This window comes from Pseudomonas sp. RL (assembly GCF_000647775.1).
Taxonomy (GTDB): domain Bacteria; phylum Pseudomonadota; class Gammaproteobacteria; order Pseudomonadales; family Pseudomonadaceae; genus Serpens; species Serpens flexibilis.
In genome coordinates, this window is the sequence record NZ_JBOY01000089.1 from 1 (window position 1) to 7,675 (window position 7,675).

The 7,675-nt window shown below is 62.3% G+C and carries 5 protein-coding genes; 4 read left to right on the top strand and 1 reads right to left on the bottom strand.

Translation table 11 applies throughout. The features are described 5' to 3' along the window. The first annotated feature begins 324 nt into the window (after window positions 1-324). Window positions 325-657 carry a Qac family quaternary ammonium compound efflux SMR transporter gene (locus tag AS93_RS20365; protein ID WP_081798309.1) on the top strand — a complete coding sequence of 111 codons (333 nt, stop codon included), beginning with the start codon at window positions 325-327 and terminating at the stop codon, window positions 655-657. A gap of 182 nt (window positions 658-839) precedes the next feature. On the opposite strand, the gene AS93_RS0113795 is transcribed toward AS93_RS20365, so the two are convergent. After that, complete coding sequence (locus AS93_RS0113795) at window positions 840-1,397, bottom strand: TetR/AcrR family transcriptional regulator (protein WP_003152690.1); 558 nt, start codon at window positions 1,395-1,397, stop codon at window positions 840-842. 282 nt (window positions 1,398-1,679) lie between these two features. Here AS93_RS0113795 and tmexC point away from each other — a divergent pair, with 282 nt between their 5' ends. The 3 genes from tmexC to AS93_RS0113810 are packed head-to-tail and all read left to right on the top strand — an operon-like array spanning window position 1,680 to window position 7,431. Further along, window positions 1,680-2,843 (top strand): multidrug efflux RND transporter periplasmic adaptor subunit TMexC, encoded by a 1,164-nt coding sequence (gene tmexC / locus AS93_RS0113800; protein WP_037009368.1) that lies wholly within the window; start codon window positions 1,680-1,682, stop codon window positions 2,841-2,843. A 15-nt stretch (window positions 2,844-2,858) separates the two neighbouring features. Further along, entirely contained in the window at window positions 2,859-5,993 is a 3,135-nt protein-coding gene (locus tag AS93_RS0113805; protein WP_027591160.1) for a multidrug efflux RND transporter permease subunit TMexD2, read from the top strand. 4 nt (window positions 5,994-5,997) lie between these two features. After that, window positions 5,998-7,431 carry a multidrug efflux transporter outer membrane subunit TOprJ1 gene (locus AS93_RS0113810; RefSeq protein ID WP_003152694.1) on the top strand — a complete coding sequence of 478 codons (1,434 nt, stop codon included), beginning with the start codon at window positions 5,998-6,000 and terminating at the stop codon, window positions 7,429-7,431. Window positions 7,432-7,675 lie beyond the last annotated feature (244 nt).

Consider the following 7,675-nt stretch of genomic DNA (forward strand, 5'->3'; position numbering starts at 1 on the left):
CTGCCGTCGGCACGGGGAGGTCGCTACTTTTTCAACAGAATCGGCCAGAAGCAGACAGTCGTTCATGCCCCTTTTTTAGCGTTCTATCGCTCGAAATCGCGCCTGCCTACTGTGGTCAGATCACCTTCCGGAAGTTTCTTGCGGCCCGAACCCTCGCGCTATATCGCATTGAACGATGCGCACACATTACCGCAAGAATCAATGCGCAGTTTTGCATGCTCAGCGCCTACACAACTTTGCTCACAGTAAATTCTTTATCGCAAGACTGCATTTTTTTGAATAAAAAAATTAAAATCTTCATACACCTACATACGGAGAAGGCAAATGAATAATTGGCTGTTTTTGGCTGTTGCAATATTTGGTGAAGTAGTAGCCACATCTGCTTTAAAAGCAAGCGAAGGATTCACAAAACCACTTCCGTCAATATTAGTTGTTTTAGGTTACGGCCTCGCTTTTTACTTTTTATCCCTAGCCTTAAAGACTATTCCCATGGGCATTGCATATGCAGTTTGGGCAGGGCTCGGAATTGTATTGGTGACAGCTGTCGCCTGGGTATTTTATGGGCAGAAACTAGATATTTGGGCGTTCATCGGCATGGCAATGATTGTTGGCGGCGTTGCTGTTCTTAACTTACTGTCTAAAGGTAGCGCCCATTAGCTCTACTGAGCTGGAATAGGTAAAACTTCAGCTTTAACCACGTCAGCAGCTAATGGCCTGTCTCGAACTGAGCGGGATTGCCGGTAAAAGAGTATGCCTATTCCAACCTATTGTGGTCGCTCACGACCGGCCAAAAACGGACACTGCCAACCCATTGGAAAAAAACTGAGCGTTGCTTTCCGTTAAGTTTGGTAGTTGCAAGCGCCGTTCAGGAAGAATTGCTCGATCAACGCCGCCATACCTGCGCGTGCGATACGGCCGCGGCGCTCGGCGTCTACCAGGCCGAAGATCAAGGAGGAGAAGATTTCGGTAAGCGCCGGGGCACCGATATCGATACGGAATACGCCCAGTTTTTGCCCGCGTAGAAAGAACTCGTCCAGCGTTTCTGAGTAAGGCAGCCATCGGCAGCCGCCTGCATCTAAATCAAACGTGTCCGGGCGCCACTGAAATGAGAGGAAAACCAACAACTCCCTGTGAGTCAAATGGCCTTCGATCAGGCGATGCAATGCGTCCAAGGGCGCCGACTCAAGATCGGCATCGGCAATGACCCGATAAATAACCACCGAACCATGATCCAGAAGCATCTCGATCAGGTTGTCGCGGGTGCCGCAAAACCTGTTTAGCGTCGCCTTGCTGACTCCCGCTGCCTGGGCTATTTCTTTGAACGTGGCTCGCGGGTGGTCAACGATGGCGATCGCCAGGGCCTTCAGCAATTTCTCATCGGCAGCAGTTAAATCCATCGGTCACTCTTTATCTATCGCAGGCAGATGCGGGTATTTTGCCTAGGGAAACTCTGAAAAAGCCCCTGTTTCGCGAAATCACTGCCCTGTAACCCGTATGGTTGCTGGGATGCATTTTTCGAGCGAAGACTTTTTCAGACCATCCCTAGAACACTCATTTTTCTCAAAGAGGATACTAGCTTTGTTCACACTAAAATCAGATGAGTCAATATTGACTCATTTGATTTTAGTGTGGATCATGCGCGGCTTCGACTACGTACTGGCTTCGTGCTTGGGTGAGATATGAACAAATTTCGCGAGTGGATCACTTTTTCCGTGATCTCCTGTTTGGTCGCCGTGACCCTGGTTGGCTGCGACAAGCCCGAAGAGCAAGGGGAGGAGGCGCCGGCGCGTGAAGTCGATGTGCTCAGCGTGCAGACCGAGCCCTTCACCGTGGTTGCCGAGCTACCAGGACGCATCGAGCCGGTGCGTGTCGCCGAGGTGCGCGCGCGGGTGGCGGGGATCGTGCTCAAGCGCACCTTTGAGGAAGGGGCCGACGTGAAGGCCGGCGACGTGCTGTTCCAGATCGACCCTGCGCCGTTCAAAGCGGCCCTGTCGCGGGCGCAGGGTGAACTGGCCCGCGCCGAGGCGCAGTTGTTCCAGGCCCAGGCGATGGTTCGCCGATACGAGCCGCTGGTGAAGATCAACGCCGTCAGCCAGCAGGATTTCGACAACGCCAAGGCCGCTCTGCAGAGTGCCCAGGCCGACAAGCGATCGGCCCAGGCCAATGTCGAAACCGCCCGCCTGGACCTGGGCTATGCCGAGGTTCGCGCACCCATTGCCGGACGCATCGGCCGAGCCCAGGTCACCGAAGGGGCGCTGGTAGGCCAGGGTGAGGCGACTCTGCTAGCGCGTATCCAGCAACTTGATCCGGTGTACGCCGACTTCACCCAGCCGGCTGCCGACGCCCTGCGCCTGCGCGCGGCCATCGCCGAGGGCAAGGTTGCCGGCGCTAGCGACCAGCCGTTGTCGCTGCGCGTCGATGGTACCGATATCGAGAGCAAGGGCACGCTGCTGTTCACTGATATCTCGGTGGATCGCAGCACCGGGCAAATCGCCCTGCGAGGGCAGTTCGACAACCCCGAGGGCGTGTTGCTGCCGGGTATGTACGTGCGTGTGCGCACGCCGCAGGGGCTCAACCAGAACGCCATCCTGGTGCCGCAACGTGCCGTGCAGCGTTCGGCTGACGGTCAGGCCAGCGTGATGCTGCTGGGGCAGGGCGATACCGTCGAGGCGCGCCAGGTCACCACCGGTGCCATGCAGGGCTCGCGCTGGCAGATCAGCGAGGGCCTGCAGGTCGGCGACAAGGTGATCACCAGCTCGCTGGCGGCTATCCGTCCGGGCGCCAAGGTCATCCCCCGCGAGCAAGATGCCGCCGAAGCCGCTCCACAGTCCCAGGCGCAGTAAGCCGGAGAACCTCTCATGTCCCTGTTTTTCATCCGGCGCCCCAATTTCGCCTGGGTAGTCGCCCTGTTCATCTCGCTGGGTGGCCTGCTGGCCATCCCGTTCCTGCCGGTGGCGCAGTACCCCAACGTGGCGCCGCCGCAGATCACCGTGACCGCCACCTATCCCGGCGCTTCGGCGCAGGTGCTCACCGACTCGGTGACCAGCGTCATCGAGGAAGAACTCAACGGCGCCAAGAACCTGCTGTACTTCGAGTCCACCAGCAACGCCAACGGCATCGCCGAGATCACCGTCACCTTCCAGCCAGGGACCGACCCCGAACTGGCCCAGGTTGACGTGCAGAACCGTCTGAAGAAGGCCGAGGCACGTATGCCGCAGGCCGTGCTGACCCTCGGCATCCAGACCGAGCAGGCCACCGCCGGCTTCCTGCTGATCTATGCGCTGAGCTACACCGATGGCGACAAGGACGCCAACGTCACGGCGCTGGCCGATTACGCCGCGCGCAACATCAACAACGAAATCCGTCGCGTGAACGGCGTCGGCAAGCTGCAGTTCTTCGCCTCCGAGGCGGCCATGCGCGTGTGGATCGATCCGCAGAAGCTGGTCGGCTACGGCCTGTCCATCGATGACGTGAACAACGCGATCCGCGCGCAGAACGTGCAGGTGCCGGCCGGTGCCTTCGGCAGCACGCCGGGTTCCAGCGAGCAGGAGCTGACGGCGACCCTGGCGGTCAAGGGCACCCTGGACAACCCGCAGGAATTCGCCGCCATCGTGCTGCGTGCCAACCAGGACGGCTCGCGCCTGACCCTGGGCGACGTGGCACGCATCGAGGTCGGCAGCCAGGACTACAACTTCGGCTCGCGCCAGGACGGCAAGCCCGCCGTTGCCGCCGCCGTGCAGCTGTCGCCCGGTGCCAACGCGATCCAGACCGCCGAGGCGGTCAAGCAGCGTCTGACCGAGCTGTCGGCCAACTTCCCGGACAACGTCGAGTTCTCCGTGCCGTACGACACCTCGCGCTTCGTCGACGTGGCCATCGACAAGGTCATCATGACCCTCATCGAGGCCATGGTGCTGGTGTTCCTGGTGATGTTCCTGTTCCTGCAGAACGTGCGCTACACCCTGATCCCGTCCATCGTCGTGCCGGTGTGTCTGCTTGGTACCCTGACCTTCATGTACCTGCTGGGCTTCTCGGTGAACATGATGACCATGTTCGGCATGGTGCTGGCCATCGGCATCTTGGTGGACGACGCCATCGTGGTGGTGGAGAACGTCGAGCGGATCATGGCCGAGGAAGGCCTGGCGCCGGTGCCGGCGACCATCAAGGCGATGGGGCAGGTGTCCGGGGCGATCATCGGTATCACCCTGGTGCTGTCGGCGGTGTTCCTGCCGCTGGCCTTCATGGCCGGCTCGGTGGGGGTGATCTACCAGCAGTTCTCGCTGTCGCTGGCGGTGTCGATCCTGTTCTCGGGCTTTCTTGCGCTGACCTTCACCCCGGCGCTGTGTGCCACGCTGCTCAAACCGATCCCCGAGGGCCATCACGAGAAGACCGGTTTCTTCGGCTGGTTCAACCGCAAGTTCACCGCCCTGACCGGCCGCTACACCAAACTCAACGGCAAGCTGGTGCCGCGCGCCGGGCGGGTGATGTTCATCTACCTGGGCGTGGTGGTGCTGATGGGTTTCTTCTACCTGCGCCTGCCGGAATCCTTCGTGCCGGTGGAAGACCAGGGCTACATGATCGTCGACATCCAGTTGCCGCCAGGCGCTACCCGTGAGCGCACCTCGGCCACGGGTGAGGAGCTGGAAGAGTTTCTGATGGCCCGCGAGGCCGTGCAGACGTCCTTTCTGGTCCTCGGCTTCAGCTTCTCCGGCATGGGTGAGAACGCGGCCATTGCCTTCCCGCTGCTCAAGGACTGGTCCGAGCGAGATTCTTCGCAGTCGCCGGAAGCCGAGTCGGCTGCGGTCAACCAGCACTTCGCCAACCTCGATGACGGCGCGATCATGGCGGTGCCGCCACCGCCGGTCGAAGGCCTGGGCAACTCGGGTGGTTTCGCCCTGCGCCTGCAGGACCGCGCCGGCCTTGGCCGCGATGCCCTGTTGGCAGCGCGCGATGAAGTGCTGGGCAAGGTCAACGGCAATCCGAAGTTCCTCTACGCCATGATGGAAGGTCTGGCCGAGGCGCCGCAGCTGCGCCTGGTGATCGACCGTGAGCAGGCCCGCACGCTGGGTGTCAGCTTCGAAGCGATCAGCAGCGCGCTGTCCACTGCGTTCGGCTCGTCGGTGATCAACGACTTCGCCAACGCCGGCCGCCAGCAGCGCGTGGTGGTACAGGCCGAACAGGCCGAGCGCATGACGCCGGAAAGCGTCCTGCGCCTGCATGTGCCCAACGACAGCGGCAGCCTGGTACCGCTGAGTGCTTTCGTCACCACGAGCTGGGAGGAAGGCCCGGTGCAGGTCGCGCGTTACAACGGTTACCCGTCGATCCGCATTGCCGGTGACGCCGCGCCCGGCGTGAGCACTGGCGAGGCGATGCTCGAACTGGAGCGCATCGCTGCCGAGCTGCCCGAAGGTATCGGCTACGAGTGGACCGGGCTTTCGTATCAGGAGCGGGTCGCCAGCGGCCAGGCGACGATGCTGTTCGCGCTGGCCATCACCGTGGTGTTCCTGCTGCTGGTGGCGCTCTACGAGAGCTGGGCGATCCCGCTGACGGTGATGCTGATCGTGCCGGTCGGCGCACTCGGCGCGGTACTGGCGGTGACTGCCATCGGCCTGCCCAACGACGTGTACTTCAAGGTCGGCCTGATCACCGTGATCGGCCTGGCGGCGAAGAACGCCATTCTCATCGTCGAGTTCGCCAAGGACCTGTGGGAAGACGGCTACTCGCTGCGCGATGCCGCTGTCGAAGCCGCGCGCCTGCGTTTCCGCCCGATCATCATGACCTCCATGGCGTTCATGCTCGGCGTGGTTCCGCTGGCCATCGCCACTGGCGCCGGCGCTGCGAGCCAGCGCGCACTGGGCACCGGGGTGCTGGGCGGGATGCTCAGCGCGACCATGCTCGGGGTGATCTTCGTGCCGATCTTCTTCGTCTGGGTGCTGTCGCTGCTGCGCACCAAACCTCAGCAAACCGACAACCATCCCCTGCATAAAGCGGAGTAATGCGATGACCTCTCACTTCATGCTCCGTCGCGCTCTGCTGCCCCTGGCCATCGCCGCCCTGGCGGGGTGTTCGCTGGCCCCGACCTACGAGCGCCCGCAGGCACCGGTCGCGTCGCACTGGCAAGCCGCCGACGCGGAGGGCGCCCGTGCCCAGGCGCTGGACTGGCAGACCTTCATCGTCGATGCCGACTTGCGCCGCGCGGTGGATACGGCGCTGAGCAACAACCGCAGCCTGCGCCAGGCGCTGCTGGATATCGAAGCTGCGCGTGCCCAGTACCGCATCCAGCGTGCTGATCGCCTGCCTTCGATCAACGCCAATGCCAGCGGCAACCGCCAGCGCCTGCCTGCCGATCTGTCGCAGACCGGGCGCTCGGAAGTGACCAGCAACTATCAGGTCGGCCTCGGCCTCGCGGAGTACGAAGTCGACCTGTTCGGCCGCGTGCGCAACCTCTCCGAGGCCGCGCTGGAGACCTACCTGGCGACCGAGGAGGCGACCCGTGCCACGCAGATCAGCCTGGTTGCCGAGGTCATCCAGGCCTACCTGACCCGCGATGGTGCGCTACGCCGCATGGCCCTGGTCGAACAAACCCTGGACAGCCGCATGGCCTCGCTGGAGCTGGTCAGCCAGCGCCGTGCAGCGGGGGCCGCCACCGCCCTGGATTACCAGGAAGCGGTCGGCCTTGCCGAACAGGCTAGGGCCGAGCGCGAGAGCACCGAACGCCAGTTACGCCAGGCGGACAACGCCCTGGTCCTGTTGCTCGGCACGCCAGATGCCGCTCGCCTGCTGCCCGCGACGCCCCGCGACGACCTGATGGTGCTGCAGGACATCGCCCCCGGCACCAGCTCGGAACTGATCGAACGGCGCCCGGACATTCTCGCCAGCGAGCACCGCCTCAAGGCGCGCAATGCCGATATCGGTGCAGCTCGCGCCGCGTTCTTTCCCCGGATCAGCCTGACCGGTTCGGTGGGCAGCTCCAGTGCCGAGTTGTCCGGATTGTTCGATGGCGGCTCGCGGGCCTGGAGCTTTGCCCCGACGCTGTCGCTGCCGATCTTCGCCGGTGGCCGCAACCGCGCCAACCTGGACCTCGCCGAAGTGCGCCAGGACGCGGCGGTGGCCGACTACGAAGGCACCATCCAGACCGCCTTCCGCGAAGTGGCCGATGCCCTGGCCGCCACCGACACCCTGCGCCGCGAGGAGGCTGCCCGCCAGGCTCTGGCCGGTTCCAGCGAGGCTGCGATGGCCCTGGCTAAGGCGCGTTACGAGGGCGGCGTGGACGACTACCTGCGTTATCTTGACGCCCAGCGCAGCACCTTTAGCAACCAGACCACACTAATTCAAATCAGCACGGAACGGCAGATTGCGCTGGTTGACCTGTTCAGGTCTCTGGGCGGTGGCTGGGGCCAAACTGAACCGATGGCCGGGATCGGCGCTGAGTGAGCAAAGCCAGGAGTCCTGCATTCGAAGACAGGACTCTGGCTCCATCACCAGTGAGCTACTGGTCATCCACGGGGAAATCGCCTGATCGAGAATAAGACTCTCTGACGACTGGCAGGCCTATGGATTATTGGTGGCGGCAGCTAACGGCTCTATAAAGAGCTGCAAAAAATCACTGTAACGCATTGACTGACTGCTTCTGGCCGATTCTGTTGAAAAAGTAGCGACCTCCCCGTGCCGACGGCAG